This window comes from Candidatus Rokuibacteriota bacterium, assembly GCA_016188005.1.
In the GTDB taxonomy this organism is placed as follows: Bacteria; Methylomirabilota; Methylomirabilia; order Rokubacteriales; family CSP1-6; genus UBA12499.
In genome coordinates this window covers 40,971-62,707 of sequence record JACPIQ010000008.1, presented here as the reverse complement: position 1 = coordinate 62,707, position 21,737 = coordinate 40,971, and the positions used below count along the sequence as shown (strand labels likewise).

Sequence of the window (21,737 nt, the reverse complement as noted above, 5' to 3'; positions counted from 1 at the left end):
CGCTCATGCCCCGCGCATAGGATCGATAAGGATTTTTCGTTGGTGAGCTTTGCCTGCACGACCACGGACGACCGGAGATTCGGATGCGGCAGCAATACCCCGAGCACGGGGATTACGCTCGACTTGGCTACAGTGCCGGAGCCTTCGACGCTGATGTTGCTCATTTTGGGGTCCGGAGTGGTGCTCGGGTTCAGCGTGCACGCGCGGTGGCGCCGTGCGGGCATCTGACACAGGTGGGCCGTACGAGAATCCGCGGGCGTGAAGGTCCAGAGCTTGCTGGCCAGAGGACCGATCGGCTCGAAGCCCTCGAGGCTCAGCCCCAGACTGTCCCGGTCGGCAAGAGGACGGCGGAGGAGGTTCCATAGGAAGTGGTCCCGACTGGGACCGGTACAAGGGCAACCAGCCGTCCCTGCTCTGAGACCGCTACGCCGGCCGAAGGAGGGGCTGGAACACCCGCTCAAGGGCGACGCCCGTGATCGGCTTCGTCGCCTGCCAATCGAAGCGGGTTTCGCTCTGGGAACCCGTCGGGAATCCTTACAAGGTGACGAGCCCGGCATGCCGGCGATTCAGCCGTGGGTGGGATTCCATTCGTTGTTTCAACTGGATGGGTGACAGTGCCCGTGTCTGGCACGGCGTATGCTCGGTGGCCAGGTCGCGACAGATCTGCAGGTTGAATGTCGCTTGGCCCGCTTTGGGTTCGCTTGGGGAAACATCCTTCCCCGGGAGACCAGCCATGCAAGGACCACTGTCATTTCATCGCGCGGCGTTTTTCGCCACGGTGCTTTTCGCCTGCGCGCAAGTCGCGCCGGCGTCCGCCACGTCAGTGCCCGTTCCCGGCGGCAGCCGCGACTGTTCCAAAGACGTCTCCCTCGTGGAGCAGAATTTCGGCGGCGCGGCGAAAGAGTTCACCGTTCACATCACGGATGAGAAAGGCCGGGACATCGGGCAACGTGATCTTGGCGTCATCCCGGCCGGCGGCTCAAGGACGCTGTACATCAAGGCCGGCGAATTCAACAGAACGAATTGCGACGCCTTCAACACGACCAAGGCGCCGAACGCCGGCGGCGGCCCCGGGCCGAATCCGTTTGGCGGCGGGGGCGGCGGACCGCTGCCGGGCGGCGGCGGCAATCAGCCAGGCAACGGCGCCGGCGCGCTCCTGTGGATCGAATCCTTCTATTTCGACACGGGCAGCGCGGAATGGACTATCGAGAGCAATTCCGATTTCATTCACCAGAGCGTCGGCAATGACGTGCCCGTCCTCATCCCGGATTTGTGGGCGGTGGACAGTTTCTTCGACATCTTCACCGACGTGACGCTCTACAGCCTCGTCAATCTGGAGGAATTCATGGCCGCGCCGGGCGGCATCCCAAGCTTTGCCCCGAACCAGGTCTTCACCGTCCTCAATGGCCAGGTCGCCGCGCTGCCGGGCATGACCTTCAGCTGGGCGCCCTTTGCCTTCGACCCGTCCACGGGCTGGACGACGACCGGGCCGCTCTACGGCAGCGCCGAAGACGGCGCGCCGGAGGGACGGCTGGCGATGGCGCAGACGGATCATGAATTCACCGCGGTGCCCGAACCGGCGAGTCTCTTGCTGCTCGGGGCGGGTCTTGGCGGCCTGTTCGGGCTGCACCGGGCGCGCAGGCGCGGGTAACGAACACCGAAACGCCGGCTCGACGAGGCCGGAGGCTTTCAGGGCGTTCTGGAGGCCCGCTGCATGCGGCCGCGTGATGCGAACCGGCGTTAATCTTTCCTAGCGCGGCCTCGCGGCCGCAACCAGGCCGGGCGGCTCGGCTGCGCCGCTTCGCCTCGGACCGACCGGGCATCTCAGAACGTCCTCTGGGCCGAAGAGCACCCGCGGTCGCGGGTCAGTACTTCCAGGTCGAGGACTGTGGCGTCGCCCCCGAAGCCCACGCAGAAGCCGCACGTGCCTCTCTGGATCGGCGGCGGGAGCCCCGCGGCGCCTGGCCGCACGGCGCGGGCTTGGGGACGGATGGCACTCGGCCGCGACCTCGACAACCAGCCTGCCCGACAAGCCTCGCCTCCTCCGCGAGGCGCAGCGCCCCTCGGGATCTTGGGGAATCGAGCCGTCCATCATCCGGCTGTTCAGCTCCACGGAGCTCCTCCTGTCCGGTCGCGCCGCCGAGCGGCGCCCGGAAGTCCAGGGGCCACTCCCCCCGGCGTGCTCCGCAGTCTGGCACTCGGCGCCCCTCCATGGCATGCCCGTCCCGGGTGCAGCCTCCTCAGCCCCCTCAGCGCGGGGCACTTCCCCGCGACAGCCTCGCATGTCACGCTCCGCGGCGCACTGGACCCTGGCCGTCACCGTGATCACGATGTCACTCGTCTACGGCACCTGGTACGCCTACACGGTGTTCCTCGTGGCCTGGCTGCGCGACTTCGGCTGGAGCCGCTCTGCCCTGGCGGGCGCCTTCTCGGTGTTCACCCTGGTTCACGGCGCCATGAACCCCGTGCTCGGCGGGCTCTGCGACCGCCTCGGGCCCCGTCGCATCATCGCGGCCGGCGGCCTCCTCCTCGCCATCGGGCTCTGGGCCGACAGTCTGGTCAATACCCCCTGGCAGCTCTACCTGGCCTTCGGCGGTCTCACCGCCGCCGGCGTGGCCACGGCCGGCTGGACCCCGACGGTGGTGCTCGTGCAGCGCCACTTCAGCGAGCGGCTGGGGCTGGCGCTGGGCATCGCCGGCGCCGGGATCGGCCTCGGCATCTTCCTCGTCGTGCCGCTCTGCCAGGCGCTGATCGGCTCCTTCGGCTGGCGCTGGGCGTTTCGCGTGCTGAGCGCGCTCTCTGCGGTGTGGATCCTGCCCGCGACCTGGCTGCTCGTGCGGGAGGCGGCCGCCCCGCCCCTCGCCGAGCCACCCGCGGAACTGGCGAGCGCCCCTGGGGCGCCGGTGCCGGCCGCCGCCCCGTCGCTGGCGGCCGCCATGCTCACGCGGCCCTTCTGGGTATTGGCCTCCGCCACCTTCATGGGGAACCTCTGCTCCCAGAGCCTGCATGTCCACCAGGCCGCCTTCCTCGTCGATCACGACGCGACCCCGATGGTGGCCGCATCGGTGGTGAGCGTGGTCGGCGCATCGAGCATCATCGGGAAGACCGGCGGCGGCTGGCTCTCTGACTTCTTCCCGCGGGAGGCGGTGTACGTACTGGGCATGGCCTTGATGCTCGCCGGCGTCGGCGTGCTCCTGGGCATGACCGCGAGCCCGACTCCCTGGCTGCCGTACGCCTACGCCGTGCTGTTCGGCTCCGGCTACTCGGTCACCGCCTCCCTCATGCCCGCGATGGTCAGCGATCGGTTCCGGGGCCGGAACTTCGGCGCCATCTTCGGCGTCACCCAGATCGGCGGGGCCGCCGGCAGCGCCCTCGGGGCCTGGCAGGCGGGGCATCTCTTCGACGTCACGGGCAGCTACGTCCTGGCCTTCACCCTCGCCGGCGCCTCCGCCCTGGTCGCCACCATCGCCGTGTGGGCCGGGCGACTGCCCCGGCGTCCCCATCCCTGAGTGGAGGAGCATGCGCATGCGCGGCAAGCAGGTCCTCATGGACACCCTGGTGGCGCAAGGGGTGGAGTACATCTTCGGCAACCCGGGTACCACCGAGAGCCCGCTCATGGATGGCCTGGCCGGCCATCCCCGGCTCCGGTACATCGTCGCCCTGCACGAGGGCGTCGCCCTCGGAGCCGCCGCCTACTACGCCCATGCCAGCGGCCGCACCGCCTTCGTCAACCTGCACGTCGCGCCGGGCCTGGGCAATGCGCTGGGCATGCTCTACGCCGCCGCGAAGGCGGGGGCCCCGCTGGTGGTGACGGCCGGCCAGCAGGACACCCGCATGCGGCTGCGCGAGCCCCTGCTGGGCCATGACCTCGTCGCCATGGCCGCGCCCCTCACCAAGTGGAGCGTGCAGGCCGAGCGCGCCGACGAGCTCGCCCTCTGCCTCCACCGCGCCTTCAAGATCGCCAGCGACCCGCCGTCGGGCCCGGTGTTCGTGGCGCTGCCCATCGACGTCCTCGAGCAGGAGACGGAGCACGCGGCGATTCCGCCCGGCGGACTCTACCGCGCGACCCTGCCCGACCCGGCCGGCGTCGAGGAGGCCGCGGCACTCCTCGCCGGCAGCCGGAGCCCCGCCATCGTCCTCGGCGACATCGCGGGCAACGCCCGGGCGCAGGCCGAGCTGCTCGGGCTGGCCGAGGCCCTCGGCGCCGCCGTCTGGTACGAGGGGGTGCACCTCGGGATCGCCTTCCCCACCTCGCACCCGAACTGCCGGCTGCGCCTCGGCTTCGACGCCGCCTCCATCCGCCGGGCCCTCGACGGGTCCGACATCGTGCTGCTCGTCGGCGGCCGCTGCCTCGAGGAGGTGTGGTTCGCGCCGGGCTCACCCTTCCCCGACGGCGCGGCGCTGATCCAGATCGCCGATGCCCCCGAGCGGCTGGCCCGCAACTTCCCGGTGCAGGTCGGTCTCCTCGCGCACCCGGCCCAGGCCCTCGCCGCCCTGCGCGCGGCCATCGAGCGCGTCGCCGGGGCGGCCGGCCGGGAAGAGGCGGCGCGGCGCAACGCCGCGCTGCGCGCCCTCAAGGAGCAGGACGCGGAAAGCCAGCGCGCTCGCGCGGCCAGGCGCTGGGATCGCGAGCCCCTCTCCATGCCCCGCGTAATGGCCGAGCTGGCCGCGGCGCTGCCTGCCGACGCCATCGTCATCGACGAGGCCATCACGGCCGGACCCGACCTGGCGCGGACGATCCCGTTCACTCGACCGGGCGACTACTGGGGCGCCCGCGGGGGCGGCATCGGCCAGGCTCTGCCCGGCGGCCTCGGCGTCAAGCTCGCCGAGCCGCATCGGCCGGTCGTCGTGGTCTCGGGGGACGGCTCCGCCATGTACAGCATCCAGGCGCTCTGGACGGCGGCCCATCACGATCTCGCGGTGGTGTTCGTCATCCTCGACAACCGCGAGTACCGCATCCTCAAGCACAACATGGACACCTATCGCCAGCGCTTCGGCCTCGGCGCCGAGGGCCCGTACCTGCACATGGACCTGGAGCAGCCGCCGCTCGGCTTCACCGAGCTGGCCCAGGGCATGGGCGTCACCGCCGCCCGTGTCAGCCGTGGCGCCGACCTCCGCCCCGCCCTCGACGCCGCCCTCCGGGCGAAGCGCCCCTACCTCCTCGACGTCGCCGTAGAGGGCCGCCCCTGACTGGGGTCAGGTCTTGCAATCCAACACGGCCGCTGTGGTGCGCGGCGCCTCGCCCCGCGCCAACGCGCGGCTGACCGTCGCACAGTGGACGCCGAGAAACGCCGCGACCGCGTTCATCGTCTAGCCGTGGTCGCGGACCGCGCGGGCGCAGCGGGCATCTCGCTCGTCCCTCGTGATAGCGGGCGACCACGGAGGTGAGCGCGGCCAGCAAGCGCTCATGGTCGGTGTCATCGGCGAAGATGGGCTGGCGCCCGTTCCCACGGGCTGTCACGTGATAGAGCGCGCCCGGGAACTGCACGCGAAGCGGCCGTGCCATGCGCCGACGCTACCGCGGGCGCCACCTCCCACTCAAGACGTACGCTGGCAGATACACCCGGTCACTGACCGATGTCGGATTGCAAGACCTGACCCCCCTGCCAGAGGGCGTGACCGACGAAGAAGGGGCCCAGGCTCTGGATGTACTCTGAGGTCTGCGCCGTCTTCCGCATGGTCTGCACGAGGTGAGAGAGCGGGTGGAGGGCGCGCCCCACGAGCCCGATGAGGAAGTCATTGTCGTGGGTGTCGAGCCCGTGGCAGGCGAGGCGGATGTCGTGGCCGAGATCGGCCTCGCCATAGGCGCGGCCGAGCACGGCGTGCTCGCGCAGGATCGCGCTCTGCTCCTCCGGCGACAGCCGCGCGAAGGCCCCCACCCGGCGCAGCGGGTACCAGATGGCCCACGGCCAGGCGGGGTTGAGCACGGTGCGCCGCGGCCGGTGCAGGAGCCAGTCCTCGAGGTCTGCCTCGAATCCCGAGGAGTAGGATCGCCCGATCATGGTGAGGGCTGGCTTGAGCTCGAGCGCCGCGAAGGGCTCGCCGCCGAGCGTCTCGCGCAGGCGCGTCACGAAGAAGGCCGGGTCCTCGGCGAAGGCCAGCAGCCCTACCCCCCGCGGATCGCCCACCTCGGCGTACAGCACGGCCTCGATGCCGCCGGCCTCCAAGGCCCGCGCCAGCGGCTTGGGGTCGGCGCAGCCGCCGAATACCTGGAGCTGCATGAAGAGCCGGCGGCTCGAGGTCTGCCCGCGGGCGCCCCGCTCGAGGACGTCCACGCTCACCTCTCCCGGAGGCTTCCGTTCCTGCCCGTCAGGTCGTGTCGTCATGGCCCAAGCCTATCAGCGCCGCCCAGCGTTGACAACGCGCCCCGCCTGGCTGGCCGCGCACCCAGCGGGGGGGATGAGGCTCATCGCCCGCTCGGCCAGTGCGCAGATGGTGAGCGCCGGGTTGACGCCGGGATTGGCGGAGACGGCCGAGCCGTCGACGACGTAGAGCCCGTCGTAGCCGAAGACGCGGTGGCGGGCGTCGATGACTCCCGCCTCCGGGTTCTCGCCCATGCCGCAGCCACCGAGAAGATGGGGTGTGGTGGGAATACCCATGACGGTCTCGGTGACGAGGCTCATGGGCAGCCCGCCGATCTTCCGCGCCACGCGCTGCGCCAGCGCGGTGGCCTCGGGCCTGAAGGCGGTGGGGACGCGCCCCGCGCCCGGCACCGTGGTGAGCTCCCGGCGAAAGCCCCGCGCGGCGCGGCGGCCGAGACGGAGCCTCAGATACTCCTCGAGCGTGCGCATGTAGATGAGGACGATCGTCTGCCTGGCCTTTCGACCGACGGTCCGACCCCCCGTGAACCTCGCCCGCTTCGGCGGCGGGCGCCTTCAGCTCGCGCCGCGCACGCGAAATCCCTCGCGCTCGGCGGCCACGGCCTGCCGCTCGTCGAATGTGACGAACTCCAGCGCAGCGGGGTCGTCGCCGGCGGCGACGAGCGCCGCGCCGATCTGCAGCGCGTCGGCGGCCTGGATCGCATGGGTGTCCACCACCCGCTCCGCGTGGCGCCGAACGACCTCCACCGCGGTCACCTCGGACCAGCGCGGCCAGGCCGCCAGGATCTCGCGCTTGGCCCCCAGGAGCCGCCGCGCGGCGGCTGGCTCCTCGCGCCGCCGGCGCGCCAGCGCTGACAGCAGCTCGACACGGGTCAGGGCCCAGACCACAACGGCGGGGTCCTCACGGAGGAGGCGCTCCGCCAGCGTGGTGCCGCGCTCGGCCACCACCAGCGGGATGAGGGCCGAGGTGTCCCAGAACCTCACCAGCCGGCCCGTCGCTCGGCCAGCAGATCCCTGAGCACGCTGCCCCGCAGGCGGGGGGGCTTGCGCTTCCCGAGCCACTCGGGGAGACCTCCGGACCCGCGCCGGATCAGGCCCCGCCGCTCCAGCCGCGCCAGCCGCTCGTCGTGGCCGCGCGGCCCCCCGCTCGGGCCCACGAGGGGAACGATCTGCGCAACGGGCTGGTCCCGGTCCAGCACCAGCACCGACTCCCCGCTCCGGACGTGATCGAGGTAGCGGGACAGGTGGTTCTTGAGCTCGGCGATCTTGGCCTTCTTCATGTGGCCATGTTAGCCATGTCGGGAGCGCCGGTCAAGCGGACCCTGGCGCTTGGGAGCGATCTCCCTGAAGCTTGCACCGCCCTTGGATCCCCTCGTCGATCGGCTCCGCGCCATCGACAACCGGCACCTCGTCGAGGGGCCTCTCACCCGCCTGCCCCGGCACCTCATGACGCGCGTCGCCGAGGCCGTCCGCGACGTCCTCGGCCTGCCCGAGGCGTGGCCGAGCGCGAGCGACGCGGAGCGAGAAGGAGCACCCCCGCGCGCTTCCCCGGAATACGCCTCCTATCTGCCGAGCACCACGTCGATCCCGCCCAGCACCTGCGCGACGTGCTTTGGTGGCAGCCTCGCCACCCGCTCGGCGAGGAAGGCTCTATCGAGAGCAATGATCTGTGATGGATTGGCCACCGAATCCTTCGGGAGGCCCGCGACGTTGGCTGGGAGGAGGACGTTCCCGGGCGCCCGCGCCCAGGTCAGATTGCTCGTCAACGGAACACAGACCACCGTGGCGATCCGGCTTCGGTTCAGGGGATTGCCTTGCACGATCACCACGGGCCGTCGGAAACCGGGGCCAGAGCGAGCGGGGTCAGGCAGATCGGCCCACCAGATCTCGCCCTGCGACACCTCTACCACTCGCTGCGCTCCAGGATTCGCCGGGCAGCGGCCGTGACGAACGGGTCGGTGGTCTCATTCAGCTGGTCGACGACATGGTTCATCGCCTCGGTGACCTCGTCGGGCGCATGCCGCAGGAGGTACTCCGAGAGCGCCTCCGCGTAGAGCTGGCTTCGTGACTTCCGCGCCCGGCGCGCCTGCCGTTCGGCGGCCCGGAATACGTCCTCTGGAAGAGACACGGCTGTCTTCATACTCTTAGTATAACCGGTATCGTCTCCCGGGCGACCTTCGGTGCCGGCCCCCGGTTCAGGCTCGCCGCCGAGAGAGCCGCCGTGGACGCCCTCGGCGGCGGGCGAAGGCGTGGCTCAGGCGACGGTCGAGAGGCCCTCCCCGCCGCCCCGCTGCAATGCGGTCCGTCCTTGACCAATGTTGGAATGCAAGACCTGACCCCGTGCGACCTCGTGGGGAGAGCCCACGGCGGTGAAGAGGTCGCGGGCGCGGGCGAGATGCGTGGCGGCCTCGTCGAGCCGGCCGGCGGCCAGCGCCACCTCACCCAGCGCGCGCTCGCCCAGGCCCGTGCCGTAGGCGAACCGGGTGGTGCGGCACATCTCGAGGCCGGCAGCCACCGACCGCCTCGCCTCGTCCAGCCGGCCCAGCCCGAGGTAAGCCTGCCCGCGGAAGACCAGGAAGCGCCCCTCGACCCGCCTGTTCGTGAAGCGGCGGGCCTGCTCCACCGCCCCCTCGAGCCAGGGAATGGCGCCAGCCGGGTCATGGCGCTCGAGAAAGGCCAGCCCCAGCGTGCCCATGGCGCTGGCCCGCGTGAAGGGATCGCGCGCGCACTGAAGCGCCCGCTGGCAGGCGGCGCTGGCCGCCTCCCCGTCGCCGCGGGTGGCGAGGATCCACCCGGCGGCGGAGGCGGCAATGCTCTGGGTCCAGGCATCGCCCGAGGCGGCGCCCAGCGCCTCGGCCGCGCCAACCGCCTCCAGCGCTCCGTCGAAATCGCCGGCCCCGAACCGCGCGAGCCCCAATATGCGGCGGCTCCGGGCGAGCCAGTGAGTGTCGCCGACGCGCGTCAAGCACAGCACCGCGTGCCGCGCGTTCTCCATGGCCGCCCGGTACTGCCCCAGGGCCCAGTCGGCCACCGCCGACACGAATTGCGCCCGGCCGATGATCGGCTCGTCGCCGCAGCGCGCCGCCTCGTCCACGGCTCGCCGCCCGGCGGCGCGCGCGGCCTCAGGCTCGCCGAGGTAGGAGTGGGCAAGCGCGAGCTGGCAGTGGTAGAGGCCCGTGAGATGTGGCTCGTGCAGCCGCTCCACGCGCTCGCGCTCCGTGCCGAGCAGAGCCCGGGCCTCCCCGGCCTGGCCCAGCCACGCCAGCACGCCCGTCAGCCGGAGGAGCAGCTCCACGTGAGAGCGGTCCCGCTGCGAGCCAGGCAATCGCTGGGCGTGGCCGAGCGCCTCCGAAAGCGTCTCGGCGGCCTCGGACAGACCTGAGGCGCCCAGCAAGACCTCGGCGAAGCCCGTCAGGTGCTCGATGGCCTTCCGGGGGTCCCCCGCCCTCGCGTAGTGATAGGCGAGCTGCTCGCAGCCCCCCCCGCGCCGCGCCCCATAATGTGCCTCGAGTGCCTGACCGGCGGCCGCATGCAAGGCCTCGCGCTCGGGGAGGGGCAGGCCCTGATAGACCACCTCGCGGGCCAGGGAATGGCTGACGGCGTACTCGGGCGGCTCGGTGCCCGGCTCCTCCCGCGCGAAATCGAGCCTCTCCAGGGCGTCGAGCCGCTCCGCGAGTTCCGGGGTGTCGCCCGCCACCGCGGCCAGCACCGGCAGCGGCACGGAGCCCCTGAACACCGACAGGCACTGCAGGAGCCGCCTCGGCCCTTCGGCCAGTCTGTCCATGCGACCGACGATCACCTCGCGGATCGTCTGCGGAATGGACGCTCCGGGCTCGTCGGGACCGGACTGGCCCGCCGCCTGGGCCAGCTGCTGGAGGAAGAGCGGATTGCCCTGGGCCTGCTCGATGATCCGCTCCCTCAGGGGCTCGCCACGTGCCGGCGGCAGGATCGAGCCGAGCATGGCCAGGCTCTCCGCCCGCTCCAGCGGGGGCAGGGCGAGCTGGCTGGCGGAGTGAGCCGCAAGCCAGGCTGGCCGGTAGTCTGGCCTGTAGGTGCAGAGGAGCAGCACGCGCGAGGCGGGCAGGCCCCGGACGAGGAACTCCAGGAACTCCTCCGAGGTCTTGCCGAGCCAGTGGGCGTCGTCGAGGGCGAGGACGAAGGGCTGGCGACGGCTCCGCTCGACTGTGAGCCGGCGGAGGCTGTCGAAGATGCGCGCCTTGCGGGCCTCGGGCGACAGCGCCGCGAGCCCGCCGTCCCCTCCGGACATCCCCAGCAGCAGCAGAAGACTCGGCGCCCACTCCTGCGCAGACAGCCCCTTCGCGCCCAGCCCCTCCCGCACCTTCCCGACAACCGCCTCCGCGTCGTCCCCCTCGCCGATGCCATAGGCCTGCCGCAGCAGCTCGAGCATCGTGGACTGCAGCGTGGCCCGCCCGCCGGGGGCGCAGCGGCCCTCGTAGACGGGGATCCCGCAGGCGCTGAGACGCCGGCGCAACTCGTGCAGCAGCCGCGACTTGCCGATGCCTGGCTCGCCCATGACGCCGACCACCTGGCCGCGCCCCGCCTCGGCGCGCGCGACGAGATCGAGGAGCGTGTCCAGCTCCCGCCCCCGCCCCACGAAGGGGATCAGCCCTCCCGACTCGGGATCGCCCGCCTGCCGGCGCCCGAGGACGCGATGGGCGGCGCCTGGCGCAGCCTCGCCTCCACCCGCCACGGCAGGCTCGAGCCTGAAGTGCCGGGAGAGGAGCGGGGCCATCGCCCCGGAGACAACGATGGAGTTGGGGCCGGCAGCCTCGAGCAGGCCGCCCAGCACGGCCTCCATCCCCGGCCCGTCCTGGGCGCCGATCCGGGCCTCGCCGTTGTCACGCCTGACCATGGCCTCGGCCGTGTGCGCGGCGATCCTCACCGTGACACGCGCGCCCGCGTCGGCCCCCGCGGACTCGCCGAGCTTGACGATGGCGAGCCCGGCCAGGAGCGCCCGCAGAGCCGCGTGCTCGGCCGACCGAAGGCCGAAGGCTGCCACGAGCGTGGCGCCCTCGACCGACTCGACCCGGCCGCCGAAGGCGCGGGTCTTCTCCGCGACGATCTCCATCGCCCCCGCCAGCAGTCCCGGCTCGGAGGGCCCGGCGGCCGGGGAGAGGACGACGCCGAGCATGGTGACGGGGCGCAGCTCCCACTCCGGCGCCGAGGCCGGCCCCTGGCCGCCTGCCGCCGCAGCCCCGCCCGCAGGCCTACGGGCGGACCCCCGTCTCGGCCGGGACACCGGCCCCGGCGTCCTGGCCGCCGGAGCTTTGGCGGAGGCGGCGGGCTCCGCGGTCGAGGAGGTCGAGGAGGTCGAAGAGGACGAGACGTCGCGAATCGGCCGCGGCCTCCCCTGGGCGCCGGCGTCAGCCGGCGGGCGCAAGCGGAGCCTCCCGATGCGGTACCGGAGGGTGTTCCGCGGCACCCCGAGGCGCAAGGCCGCCAGGCTGACATTCCACCCCGACTCGCCCAGGGCTGAAAGCAGGCGATCGCGCTCGAAAAGATCCACCGAGGCTCGCAGAAGGTCCGGCCGGGTTCCGGCACCGCCTGCGGAGCCGGCCGGGACCCCTGCCGGAAGCCCGAGCCGATCCGCCGTGACGGCCGACCCCTCGGACAGGAGGATCACGCGCTCCATCAGGTTGGCCAGCTCGCGGACATTGCCCGGCCAGCCGTAGCCCAGCAGGGCCTCGCGCGCATCCGGCGCTAGGGTCCGCGCCGTCAGGCCATACTCGTGGCAGGCCCGCGCGAGGAAGTGCTCGGCCAGGAGCAGGATGTCCTCCCCCCGCTCCCTCAGGGGCGGCAGGCTCAGGGTGACCGCCGCCAGCCGGTGATAGAGGTCCTCCCTGAACCGACCCTCGTGGGTGGCCCGCGCGAGGTCCTCGTTGGTGGCGGCGATGATCCACACGTCCACCAGCTCGCTCCGCGTGCTTCCCAGCCGCCGGACGCCTCGCTGCTCCACCACTTTCAGGAGCTTGGCCTGCAGCGGCCGCGTCAGGAGCCCCACCTCGTCCAGGAGCACCGTGCCGCGATGAGCGGTCTGGAAGAGGCCCGCCTTGGCGTGGCGGGCATCCGTGAAGGCCCCGCGCTCGAAGCCGAACAGTTCTGATTCGAGGAGAGTCTCAGGAATGGCCGCGCAATCCACGTCCACGAATGGCTCGCTGGCCCTCAGACTCCCCGCGTGGATAGCCCGGGCGAGAAGCCCCTTCCCCGTGCCGGTCTCCCCCTGGATGAGGAGCGGTGGCAGGCGACTCCCCGGCACCTGATGCTCGAGGAGGCGCCCGACCTGCTGCTTGAGCCCGAGAAGCGCCGGGCTCTGCCCGACCAGACCAGTTCCGGCGTCGTCCAATCCATTTCCCTCCGCGACGAATCAGGGACGGGAACTCGCCATCGGCGCCAGCTCTCCGGCGACCGCAGCATAGAGCCTGGCACGCGGCGTGCCATCGGGGCGATGCGCCCGGTCCCGGCACTCAGTAGTTATTCCTAGGCGGGCGCCGGCGCTGGCAATTCATCGCTCTGCGGCATCACCGCTATCCCCGGCGATGTCGCAGCAGCTTGCGCATGTGTAAATCGTCGCGACAAGCTCCTAGTGCATCGCGGACCAACGGCTCAGCTCCTAACCCGCCGAGATCGCAGGACCACGCTTCCCCGCCGTCGAGGAACTTGACAGAATGTCGGTGGAAACACCTTTCGCGGCTGTCTTCAATCGGTCTCCGGCCGCGCGTTGCCTTCCCGCGAACCGTCCACCGCAACCAATTGCAGCGTCACGGCACCGGTCAATCACCCGGGTCACCATCCCTGAACATCCTGATATCCCCGCTGGGGCGAACCTGGCATGTCGCCGTAACTCCCACTCACATCGAACGCCCCGGGGCGGGACGATGCGCAAGCGCGACATCCCTCCGGGGTAAACCACGCACGCGCCGGGACTCCACCGCCGTGGCCCGCGGGCGATGCGAAGCGGGGCAAGTTCCCCGGCGGTCCAGTCGGCAAACTTTACGTTTCCAGGAGCATGCGCCGCGTCGCGGAGGGGCGCGCCCGGGCGGGGGGCTGGAACCGGACTTGCGTGGCTGATCACTCGCCTGCACCTCGGCACGCAAGCGCGATCACAGTGAAGGCCACATTCCGGTGAAGCGAAGGTCACAGGACGAGGGAGGACCGCCGCCGGCCCCGGAGCCCCGAGCCATGCCCGACGAGAGTGCCAAAACCCGGCTGGTCCTCATGGTCGAGGCCGATCCGGTCACGCAGCGCCATCTCGCGAGCCTCCTCGTCAACCGTGGCTACGAGCCCGTGCTCGCCGGCAGCGTGGACGAGGCTCTCGCCGCCCTGGCCCACAACCAATTCATCTTCAGCCTCCTCGACCTCAACCTCGACGGCGCCGACGGGGCCGAGCTGCTGCGCCGGCTCAGGATCCAGGGGGGCGCCCCGGGCCCCATCATCCTGCTGGCCAACGGCAATGGCGGCAGCGGCATGCAGCGCATGGCTGAGGCCACGGCGCTCGGGGCCGACGACTTCGTCCAGAAGCCCTTCACCCCAGAGGAGCTGGAGAACGCCATCAAGAGCGCGCTGGCCCGCCCGCGGCGCTCCTGGGGCCGGGCCCCGGAGGAGGAGCCGCGGGCCCGTCTGGCCCAGGAGCTCGACCTCTGGCGCAGCGCGCGGATGAAGGAGGCGCGGGACATCATCGACCAGGCCGCCCGCGTGGACGTCACCGTCCTCATCTCCGGCGAGACGGGGGCCGGCAAGGACCTGGTGGCCCGTGCCATTCACGACCACTCGGCGCGTCAGTCGGGGCCCTTCGTCAAGGTCAACTGCGCCGCGGTGCCGCGCGAGCTACTCGAATCCGAGCTCTTCGGCCACGAGCGCGGGGCCTTCACGGGGGCGCATGCCCTCAAGATGGGCAAGTTCGAGTCCGCCAACCACGGCACGATCTTCCTCGACGAGATCGGCGACCTCCACCCGGCGCTCCAGGGCAAGCTGCTCCACGTGCTCCAGGACGGCCAGTTCTCCCGCGTCGGCGGCCGCAACACCGTCAAGGTGGACGTGCGGGTGCTGGCCGCCACGAACCAGAACATCGAGCAGGCCGTGGCCGCCGGGCGCTTTCGCGAGGACCTCTTCTACCGCCTCAACGTGATCCAGATCGAGGTGCCGCCGCTCCGGGAGCGTCCGGAGGAGATCCCGCTCCTCGCCGAGTACTTCGTCCAGCGCTACGCCAAGCTCTATCAGCGGGATGGCTTCACGCTGCCGCCCGAGACCGTCGAGCGGCTCCACCACCACCGCTACCCCGGCAATGTCCGTGAGCTGGAGAACGTCATCAAGCGGATGATCGTGCTGGGCGATCCCGGGCTGACGCGAAGCCCCTTCCCCGGCGGCATGCCCAATGGCGAGGACCGCCCCGCCCCGCGCCCGGCCGCCCCCGCGCGCGTGTCGCTGAAGGACATCGGCAGGAAGGCCGCCCAGGCCGCCGAGCGCGAGGCCATCGTCCGCATGCTCGAGGAGACGCGCTGGAACCGGGTGAAGGCCGCGAGGGCGCTCAGCATCTCCTACCGGGCCCTCCTCTACAAGCTCAAGGACGCCGGGCTCCAGCCCGGGCGCCCGGCCAGCCAGCAGCCATGAGCGCCGAGCCGCGATCTCTCATGGAGGGCGAGGAGCCCGCCCAGCAGAAGGGCGCCGGTCTCGACCGGCTGCGCGCGGCCTGGAGCCGGCGCAAGTGGCTGGCCATCCTGGTCTTTGCGCTCCCCGCCACGGCAGCGGTGAGCGTCATCGCCGCGCTACCTGTCCTCCACCGCTCGACGGCCACCGTGCTCGTGGAGCGCCAGCAGGTGCCTGAAGCCTTCGTCCGCCCCACGGTGACGAGCGAGCTGGAGACCAGGCTTCACACCATCAGCCAGGAGATCCTGAGCCGCTCGCGGCTCGAAGGGCTCATCGCCCGCTTCGGCCTCTACCCCGATCTCCGCTCCCGGATGTCGGGCGAGGAGGTCATCGAGAGCATGCGCAAGGACATCCGCCTCGATCTGAGATCCACCGAGACCCGGGGCCGGGCCGGCGCCACCACGGCCTTCGCGCTGTCCTACCAGGGGCGGGACCCCCAGACGGTGGCGCTCGTCACCAACACGCTTGCCTCCTTCTATATCGAGGAGAACCTGAAGGTCCGCGAGCGGCAGGCCACGGGCACCGCCGAGTTCCTCAAGTCGCAGCTCGGCGAGACCAAGAAGCGGCTCGACGAGCAGGAGCAGCGGGTGAGCGACTTCCGCAAGCGCCACATGGGGGAACTGCCCCAGCAGATGCAGGCCAATCTGGCCACGCTGGAGGCGCTCCACACCCAGCTCCGCCTCAACAGCGACAACCAGGTGCGCGCCGCCGAGCGCCGCGAGGCCCTGCAGGGCCAGATGGCCGAGGCGGCCTCGCTGGTCCGCCTCCCCGCTCTGGGGGCGCCGCCCGGCATGGGCCCCGACGGCTTCACCGCGCGCGAGCACCCTGCGGCCCGGATGCTGAGGCTCCGCCAGGAGCTGGCCGCCGCCCGCGCCCGCTACACCGAGGAGCATCCCTTCGTGGCCCGGGTGCGCCAGGAGATCGCCGCGCTGAAGGAAGAGGTGCCGGAAGCGCTCGCCGACTACGAGTCGACATCGACCCAGGCCCAGCCGGCCAAACCGGGCCAGCCGGCCGCGCCACCCCCTCCGCCCAACCCCTATGCCCTCCGTGTGCGCGAGGCGCTCCAGGCCACGGAGGCGGAAGTCAAGATCCTCCAGGCCGAGGACAAGCGGCTCCGCGGCGCCGTCGCCGCCTACCAGGCGCGCGTCGAGAACACGCCACGTCGCGAGCAGGAATTCCTCGAGATGTCGCGCGACTACGACTCGACCAAGGAGCTCTACCACTCGCTGGTCAAGCGTCACGAGGAGGCACAGCTCGCCGAGAGCATGGAGCAGCGCCAGAAGGGCGAGCAGTTCCGCATCCTCGACCCGGCGGTGCCCTCGGCGACCCCGGTGGCGCCGAACCGGCTCCGGCTCCTCCTCGTGAGCCTCGGGCTCGCGGCCGGCCTCGCCGCCGGCGCCATCGTGCTGGCGGAGATGCTCGACACCTCCTTCCACTCGGTGGGCGAGCTGCGCGCCTTCACCAGCATGCCCGTGCTGGTCAGCATCCCCCGCATCGCCAGCGAGGACGACAGGCGGCGCCGGCGCCTCCGCTTCCGGCTCGCCGCCGCCTCCGCCACACTCGGCCTCGTCCTCGTGGCCGGCAGCTCCTATGTCGTCGCCCACGGCAATGAGTCCCTGGTGCGCCTCCTCGCGCAGGACGCCGCGACGAGGGCCACGCGGTGACCCTCGACTTCTTCGGCCTCGCCGAAAAGCCCTTCGGCCCCACGCCCGACCCCCGCTTCCTCCACCTCACGCCGGGGCACCGCGAGGCTCTGGCCCAGCTCGTCTATGGCGTCCAGGAGCGGAAGGGCTTCGTCCTCCTCACGGGAGAGGTGGGCACGGGCAAGACCACTCTGGTCCAGGCACTCCTGAGACGCCTCGACGGCACCACCGCTGTCGCCTATGTCGCCAACTCGCTCCTGCCCTTCGAGGGCATCCTCGAGTACGCCCTCGGAGACCTCGGCATCGCCAAGCCCGCGGAGTCCCATGCCCAGCGGCTCTTCGCGCTCCAGAACTTCCTCGTCGAGCGCAGCCGCGCCGGACAGAACACCGCCCTCATCCTGGACGAGGCCCAGAACCTCCAGCCCACGACCCTGGAGCAGATCCGGCTCCTCTCCAACTTCGAGACCACCTCGGAGAAAATTCTCCAGATCGTCCTCATCGGCCAGCCCGAGCTGCGCGACAGGCTGGACCTGCCGGAGCTCCGCCAGCTCAAGCAGCGCATCGGGCTGCGCACGACCCTGCCGCTCCTCACCGCCGAGGACACCGGGAGCTACATCCGCACCCGCCTCCGCGTGGCCGGCTGCCCCGACCTCGACCTCTTCTCCGCGGGCGCCGTCGCCGCCATCGCCGGGTACGCCGGCGGCATCCCGCGCATCATCAACATGGTGTGCGACCACTGCCTGGTCACGGCCTACGCCGACCAGCAGCGCCGGATCAGCCGGGAGGTCGCCGAGGAGGCCATCACCTATCTCGAGGGCGGCCCGCGGACCCGCCGCCCCGTCACACGACGGCGCCCCGTCGCGAGCGCGCCCCCCGTCTCGGCGTTGCCGCGCGGCCGGGCGCCCGTGCGGGGCGCCCAGACCCGCCCGCTGGCCCCGAGCGCCTGGGGGCTGGCCGCGATCGCCGGCCTGGCGGGAGTGGCGGGCCTCGCCTTCCTCGACCCCGGCCTCCTGCTCCATCTCCTCGATCAGGGCGCCGACCTCATCGAGCAGGCCATGCGCTCGGCCCGGGGGCTCCTCGGGCGATGAAGATCCTCATGCTCGCCCGCTGGCTGCCCGTCCCGCGCCGCGCCGAGGAGGCGCGGAGGGAGTACCGCTTCGCGCGGTGCCTCCTCCCGAGCCACCGCCTCACCCTCGCCTTCGTGACAGACCAGACCGACATCGCGGGCCCCGTGGCCGCGCTCCGGACCGAGTTCGGCGACATCGAGTTCGCCGTCCTGCCGCGGGGATGGCGGAACCTCTCCGCCGCGGTGCGCGTCGTCACCGGCCAGTCCCGATCCGTCACCTACTTTCGCTCCGAGGCTCTCCGCGCCCGGGTGGCCCAGCGGCTGACCGCGGAGCCCTTCGATCTCGTCTACGTCTCCTCCTCGAGCATGATGCCGTACGCGGCCGAGCTCGACCCGCGGATCCCCGTGGTGGCCGACTTCGGCCACGTGGACTCCGACTGGTGGGAGCGCCAGGCGGCGGCCCATGCCTTCCCCGCCGCCAACTTCTGCCGCACCGAGGCCGCGCGCCTGCGCCTCGCGGAGACGGCAGCCGTCAGGCGCGCTGCCCACTGCATCGCGGCGAGCCCGGCGGCGGCGCGCGCGTTGCTGGCCCGCGCCCCCGGGGCGGCCGTCACGGTCATCCTGGACGGCGTTGACGAGGCGCACTTCGCGCCTGTCACGCGCCTCTCCTCGAACGGTACCGTCGCCATCGTCGGGCGGCTCGACGACGCGGCGGGCGTCGAGGCCCTGGCCCGCTTCTGCCTGACCACGGTTCCCGCGGTCAAGGCCGCCCGCCCCGACGCCGGCTTCCTGGTCGCCAGCCTGAACCCGCCCGTCTCGGCGCGGCGCCTGGCCGACATCGCGGGGATCGAGTTCGTGACGCCTCCCGAGGACCTCCGCGGCGCGCTCCATCGCGCCACCCTGGCCGTGGCCCCGCTGCCGCCCGCACGCGGGCCAGCGGCGGGCATCGTCGAGGCGATGCTCACCGGCCTGCCGGTCGTCGCCACGTCCAGCGCCGCCGCCGGGCTCGGTGCCGTCCCCGACTGCGACCTCGTCATCGAGGACAACCCCACGGTGCTCGCCCGCCAGTTGCTCCATCTGCTGGCGAGCCCGATCCCCCGCGCGCAGCTCGCGGCCCGGGGGCTCGCCTTCGCCCGGACCCGTCACTCCTGGGAAGCCTCCGCCGGCCGCCTGGCGGCCCTGATCGAGGCGACGGTGCCCCTGCGCAAGCCCTCTCGGGCCATCGCGATACGACCCGCCGCCGTGGAACTGGCCCTCACCGCCAGCGGCGAGCCCCGGGCGATGCCGAGATGAGCAAGTTCTTCGAGGCCCTCGAGCAGGCGCAGCGCGACCGCCAGGCGCGAGGCGACGCCGCTGGCCACCGCCCGGACCCCGCGCCCGCTCAGACACAGGGCCAGGAGCCCCTGGATGCCGCCGAGAAGTCGAGCCACCCGCGGGCCGCCCCGGCGCCGGCCGAGATCCCGCAGGGCGTGGACGAGCATCTCGTGAGCCTCCTCACCCCCGCCGCATTCGAGGCCGAGCAGTACCGCGCCCTCCGCCACATCGTGGAGCAGCGCCACAGGGCGGGGGGCGTCCAGGTCCTCGCCGTGACCAGCGCCGCCGTCGGCGACGGCAAGACCACCACCGCCATCAACCTCGCCGGGGCGCTGGCCCAGGCCCCGGAGGCGCGCGTCCTCCTGGTGGACGCCGACCTGCGCCGTCCCGCCCTCGGCCACCTCCTCGGCCTCGAGGGCGTGCACGGCCGGTGCCTCGTCAACGCCATCGTGGACCCCGCCGTGGGGCTCGCCGAGGTCATCGAGGACCGGCCTCCGTTCAACCTCAGCGTGATCCGCGCCGGCCAGACCCCGCCGAGCCCCTACGAGCTGCTCAAGTCCCCGCGGCTCGGCGCCCTCCTGGACGAGGCGCGCAGCCGCTTCGACTACATCGTGGTGGACGCCCCGCCCCTGGTCCCGGTGCAGGATTGCCGCGTCATCGGCCGCTGGGTGGACGGCTTCCTCCTCGTGGTCCAGGCCCATCGGACGCCGCGCCGACTGGTAGAGGAGGCCCTCAACGTCATCGACCCCGCCAGGATGATCGGTCTCGTCTTCAACGGCGACGACCACGCGCTGTCGGGTTACTACTCCGGCTACTACGCAGGCTACACGTACAGCCCCGAGGCCGTTCCCAACGGGAATGGCGCAGGTCCCTGGAGGCGCACCGTCAAGCGCGTCAAGACGATTGCGGCCGCGCTCCGGCCGGGGCGGCCCAGGAGGCGCCGGCGATGACACCTGCCGCCTCCATCTTCTGGCTCTCCGGCTTTCTGGTGGTCTACACGTATCTCCTGTACCCCATCCTCCTCTTCGTCGCCTCGGCCCTCGTCCAGGCGGCGCGCGACTGGCGCTACATCAACTCCCGCCGCGACCGGCGCCGCGCGGCCCTCGCGCGCGAGGGAGCCCCCACGATCACCCTCATCGTCCCCGCCCACAACGAGGAGCGGCGGCTGCCCGACAAGATCGCCAATATCCGGGCGCTGGACTACCCCGCCCACAAGCTCCAGGTCGTCTTCGTCTCCGACGGCTCCACGGATGACACCAACGACATCCTCAGCGCAGCCAAGGACGAGAACATCCAGGTCATCCTGCTGCCCGACCGGAAAGGCAAGGCCAATGCGCTCAACGAGGCGGTGGCCCGCGCCAACTCCGACATCCTCGTCTTCTCGGACGCCGCCACCCTCTTCGCCCCCGCCGCCCTCCGGAACCTCGTCCGCCACTTCGCCCACCCCCGCGTCGGCGTCGTGTGCGGGGCCCTCCAGTTCCAGAGCAGCAGGGAATCGGACCAGACCGAGGGCATCTACTGGAAGTACGAGTGCATGCTCCGGCTCCTGGAATCCCGCCTCGACATCAACCTGCAGGCGAGCGGCGCCATCTATGCCCTGCGTCGCGAGTGCTACACGGTGCTCGACCCGACGGTGCTCCTGGACGACTTCGTCATCCCCATGCGGGCGCGCAGCCTCGGCTACCGCATCGTCCACGACCCGGAGGCCGTGGCCATCGACTTCGCCGCGCCCTCCGTCGAGGGCGAGTTCACCCGCCGCGTGCGCCTGGCCGTGGGGTCCTTCCGCGAGCTACGCCACTTCCTCGGCATGCGGCTGGATGCGGCCACTCACCTCGCCTTCTTCTCCCACAAGATCCTGCGTTGGGTGTTGCCGTTTTCCATGATCGGCCTCCTGGCCAGCAACTGGGCCCTCTCGGACAGCCCGTTCTACCAGGCCGCCCTGGTGGGCCAGCTCGCCTTTTACACCTGGGCGGCCGCTGGCCTCCTCCTCCACGACCAGGTGCGCGGCATCCGCTTCGCCCTCCTCGGCTACTACCTGGTGGCCATGCACCTGGCCTTCCTCGTGGGGCTCCTCAAGTACCTCTTCGCCCGCCAGGACGGCACATGGCAGCGAGTTGATGTGTCCTCCGCACCGCAACGAAGGGCATGAGCCCCACGTGGTAGACGAGGGCGACAGACAGATCCGCCTGATGGCACACAGCCGTGGCTTCGTCGTCTGGTTCACCGGCCTCCCCAGCGCCGGCAAGAGCACCCTCGCGCGGGCCCTGGAAAAGGAGCTGCTGCGTCGCGACCGTCCGGTGGAAGTGCTCGATGGCGACGAGGTTCGGCTCCGGCTCACGCGGGGCTTGGGTTTCAGCAAGGCCGACCGCGACGAGAACATTCGGCGGATCGCGTACGTGGCCAAGCTCCTCGCTGGTCACGGGGTCGTCGCGATAACGGCCGCCATCTCCCCCTATCGCGAGATCCGGAACGAGGCGCGCGCAGAGATCGGTGATTTCGTCGAGGTCTACGTCGACTGCCCGCTGGAGGAATGCATCCGCCGCGACGTGAAAGGGCTGTACAGGAAAGCCCTCTCGGGAGGCTTGCCGAACTTCACCGGCGTCTCCGACCCGTACGAGCCGCCGGTATCCCCCGAGGTCGCGGTCGAGACCGGACAGGAGAGCCTCGACGAGAGCGTCCAGAAGATCCTGGCCGCGCTGGACCGGCTCGGATACCTCGCACTGTAGCTTG

18 protein-coding genes are annotated in these 21,737 nt (G+C 71.6%); 11 read left to right on the top strand and 7 right to left on the bottom strand.

Features of this window, described 5'->3' with window-relative positions; translation table 11 throughout:
• Window positions 1-42 precede the first annotated feature (42 nt).
• The 4 genes from HYV93_01980 (at window position 43) to HYV93_01965 (ending at window position 5,190) form a co-directional block, all read left to right on the top strand.
• Window positions 43-228, top strand: a complete 186-nt coding sequence (locus HYV93_01980) for a PEP-CTERM sorting domain-containing protein (GenBank protein ID MBI2524728.1) — start codon at window positions 43-45, stop codon at window positions 226-228.
• Window positions 229-733: 505 nt separating this feature from the next.
• Window positions 734-1,651, top strand: coding sequence for a PEP-CTERM sorting domain-containing protein (locus tag HYV93_01975; GenBank protein MBI2524727.1), 918 nt, complete (start codon window positions 734-736; stop codon window positions 1,649-1,651).
• 631 nt (window positions 1,652-2,282) lie between these two features.
• Window positions 2,283-3,509: an MFS transporter gene (locus HYV93_01970; GenBank protein MBI2524726.1), complete on the top strand. Its 1,227-nt coding sequence runs from the start codon at window positions 2,283-2,285 to the stop codon at window positions 3,507-3,509.
• 16 nt (window positions 3,510-3,525) lie between these two features.
• Window positions 3,526-5,190 carry a thiamine pyrophosphate-binding protein gene (locus HYV93_01965; protein ID MBI2524725.1) on the top strand — a complete coding sequence of 555 codons (1,665 nt, stop codon included), beginning with the start codon at window positions 3,526-3,528 and terminating at the stop codon, window positions 5,188-5,190.
• Window positions 5,191-5,567: 377 nt separating this feature from the next.
• On the opposite strand, the gene HYV93_01960 is transcribed toward HYV93_01965, so the two are convergent.
• From HYV93_01960 to HYV93_01930, 7 genes are all read right to left on the bottom strand, one after another.
• Window positions 5,568-6,326: a chlorite dismutase family protein gene (locus tag HYV93_01960; GenBank protein ID MBI2524724.1), complete on the bottom strand. Its 759-nt coding sequence runs from the start codon at window positions 6,324-6,326 to the stop codon at window positions 5,568-5,570.
• 12 nt (window positions 6,327-6,338) lie between these two features.
• Window positions 6,339-6,791, bottom strand: coding sequence for a GMC family oxidoreductase (locus HYV93_01955; GenBank protein ID MBI2524723.1), 453 nt, complete (start codon window positions 6,789-6,791; stop codon window positions 6,339-6,341).
• An 84-nt stretch (window positions 6,792-6,875) separates the two neighbouring features.
• The gene (locus HYV93_01950) at window positions 6,876-7,304 is read right to left on the bottom strand and encodes a type II toxin-antitoxin system VapC family toxin (protein ID MBI2524722.1); all 429 of its coding nucleotides are present in this window, start codon (window positions 7,302-7,304) and stop codon (window positions 6,876-6,878) included.
• Window positions 7,301-7,600 (bottom strand): type II toxin-antitoxin system Phd/YefM family antitoxin, encoded by a 300-nt coding sequence (locus tag HYV93_01945; protein MBI2524721.1) that lies wholly within the window; start codon window positions 7,598-7,600, stop codon window positions 7,301-7,303. Before HYV93_01945 ends, HYV93_01950 begins: the two co-directional genes overlap by 4 nt.
• A gap of 282 nt (window positions 7,601-7,882) precedes the next feature.
• The gene (locus tag HYV93_01940; GenBank protein MBI2524720.1) at window positions 7,883-8,221 is read right to left on the bottom strand and encodes a type II toxin-antitoxin system PemK/MazF family toxin; all 339 of its coding nucleotides are present in this window, start codon (window positions 8,219-8,221) and stop codon (window positions 7,883-7,885) included.
• A 2-nt stretch (window positions 8,222-8,223) separates the two neighbouring features.
• Entirely contained in the window at window positions 8,224-8,460 is a 237-nt protein-coding gene (locus HYV93_01935; protein ID MBI2524719.1) for a hypothetical protein, read from the bottom strand.
• A gap of 114 nt (window positions 8,461-8,574) precedes the next feature.
• Window positions 8,575-12,684: a sigma 54-interacting transcriptional regulator gene (locus tag HYV93_01930; GenBank protein ID MBI2524718.1), complete on the bottom strand. Its 4,110-nt coding sequence runs from the start codon at window positions 12,682-12,684 to the stop codon at window positions 8,575-8,577.
• A gap of 836 nt (window positions 12,685-13,520) precedes the next feature.
• On the opposite strand from HYV93_01930, the gene HYV93_01925 reads away from it, so the two are divergent.
• Genes HYV93_01925 through cysC form a run of 7 tightly spaced genes read left to right on the top strand, consistent with a single transcriptional unit; the run spans window position 13,521 to window position 21,733 of the window.
• The gene (locus HYV93_01925) at window positions 13,521-14,948 is read left to right on the top strand and encodes a sigma-54-dependent Fis family transcriptional regulator (GenBank protein ID MBI2524717.1); all 1,428 of its coding nucleotides are present in this window, start codon (window positions 13,521-13,523) and stop codon (window positions 14,946-14,948) included.
• A complete protein-coding gene (locus tag HYV93_01920; GenBank protein MBI2524716.1) occupies window positions 14,945-16,648 on the top strand; it encodes a hypothetical protein in 1,704 nt (567 codons plus the stop codon). Before HYV93_01925 ends, HYV93_01920 begins: the two co-directional genes overlap by 4 nt.
• Window positions 16,645-17,715 carry an AAA family ATPase gene (locus tag HYV93_01915; protein MBI2524715.1) on the top strand — a complete coding sequence of 357 codons (1,071 nt, stop codon included), beginning with the start codon at window positions 16,645-16,647 and terminating at the stop codon, window positions 17,713-17,715. The genes HYV93_01920 and HYV93_01915 overlap by 4 nt, the downstream gene beginning before the upstream one ends.
• Window positions 17,712-18,986 (top strand): glycosyltransferase, encoded by a 1,275-nt coding sequence (locus tag HYV93_01910; GenBank protein ID MBI2524714.1) that lies wholly within the window; start codon window positions 17,712-17,714, stop codon window positions 18,984-18,986. Before HYV93_01915 ends, HYV93_01910 begins: the two co-directional genes overlap by 4 nt.
• On the top strand, window positions 18,983-19,957 hold the full coding sequence (locus HYV93_01905) for a CpsD/CapB family tyrosine-protein kinase (protein MBI2524713.1): 975 nt from the start codon (window positions 18,983-18,985) through the stop codon (window positions 19,955-19,957). The genes HYV93_01910 and HYV93_01905 overlap by 4 nt, the downstream gene beginning before the upstream one ends.
• A complete protein-coding gene (locus tag HYV93_01900; protein ID MBI2524712.1) occupies window positions 19,954-21,156 on the top strand; it encodes a glycosyltransferase family 2 protein in 1,203 nt (400 codons plus the stop codon). The genes HYV93_01905 and HYV93_01900 overlap by 4 nt, the downstream gene beginning before the upstream one ends.
• Entirely contained in the window at window positions 21,125-21,733 is a 609-nt protein-coding gene (gene cysC, locus HYV93_01895) for an adenylyl-sulfate kinase (GenBank protein MBI2524711.1), read from the top strand. Before HYV93_01900 ends, cysC begins: the two co-directional genes overlap by 32 nt.
• Window positions 21,734-21,737: the final 4 nt, after the last annotated feature.